1 protein-coding gene is annotated in these 1294 nt (G+C 47.6%); it reads right to left on the bottom strand.

Annotation, left to right across the window (positions count from 1 at the left end; genetic code table 11):
- Window positions 1–1294, bottom strand: a 1294-nt coding sequence (locus JF818_RS01230; RefSeq protein WP_198890177.1) for a BCCT family transporter, incomplete at both ends; no start/stop codon positions are given.

Genomic DNA, 1294 nt, shown 5'->3' on the forward strand with positions numbered 1-1294 from the left:
GAATAGACGTTGGGGAATTGGAGGATCTGGATTACCACCTGCGGTGATAATGTCAATTACCATGGAACCGGAGTCAGATGAAGTGACGAAGAAACTTACCACCACCAATACCCCAAGAACAGAAAGAACTGAAGAGAGCGGGAAGTGTTCCAAAAGAAGGAAGAGAGAAAGTGGAACATTTTCAGTTACCCCTTGGCCGAGATTGCCTCCCTTGAACAGGTCAATATAGAGGGCAGAATTGCCAAATACAGTGATCCACAAGAAGGTAACAAGTGTCGGGATCAAGAGTACTCCCATGAGGAATTCCCTGATGGTCCTGCCCCTGGAAACACGGGCAATAAACATGCCCACAAAGGGAGACCAAGCGATCCACCAAGCCCAGTAGAAGACAGTCCAGTCATTCTGCCAGGATGCATTCTCAAATGTTTCATTCCATGTAGCTATCTCAGCGAACGAAGAGAGATAAGCACCAATATTCTCGACAAACCCGTTTGCAATAAAGAGCGTGGGGCCAAAGACGAATACAAACAACAACAGTGCAAGAGCAAGCCAAATATTGAGCTCTGAAAGTTTTCTAATACCGGCATCAAGACCCCTGACTACTGAGATTGTGGCAATCGTGGTAATCCCTGCTATAAGAAACAGCTGCACAAGAGGGCTCTGCTCGAGACCGGTGAGGTGATTCAGTCCTGCATTGATCTGCTGTACACCAAATCCGAGGGAGGTGGCAACACCAAACAACGTAGCGATGGTTGCCAGGATATCAATCAGATTGCCCCATCCCCCGTTGATCTTCTCACCAAGAATCGGGTAGAAAATCGATCGAATGGATAGTGGTTGTCCCTTGTTGAAACTGAAGAACGCCAAGGCAAGAGCAACCAATGCATAGATTGCCCAAGGATGCAGCCCCCAGTGGAGAAAGGTATACTTCATGGCATTCTGCGCAGCTTCAGCGGCAGAATCAGCAGGTACAGGAGGAACCATGAAATGGAACATCGGCTCGGCTACACCGTAGAAGAGCAGGCCTATTCCCATTCCAGCAGAGAAAAGCATGGCAAACCAACTGAGGGTAGAGAAATCCGGTTCAGCATCGTCCCCACCCAGTCTTATATCCCCATACCGACTGAACATCAGATAAAGCACGAACAATAGGATAATATTTACTGCCAGCGTGAAAAACCAACCAGCGTTGGTTGAGATTCCGTTCAGAAGAGGGTTGAATATATTCCCCAGCATCTCGTTGAAGAATACCGAAACAATGACAAATCCTATGATAAGGGAAGCGGAGGTGAAG

The organism is Sphaerochaeta sp. S2 (genome assembly GCF_016406725.1).
In the GTDB taxonomy this organism is placed as follows: domain Bacteria; phylum Spirochaetota; class Spirochaetia; order Sphaerochaetales; family Sphaerochaetaceae; genus Sphaerochaeta.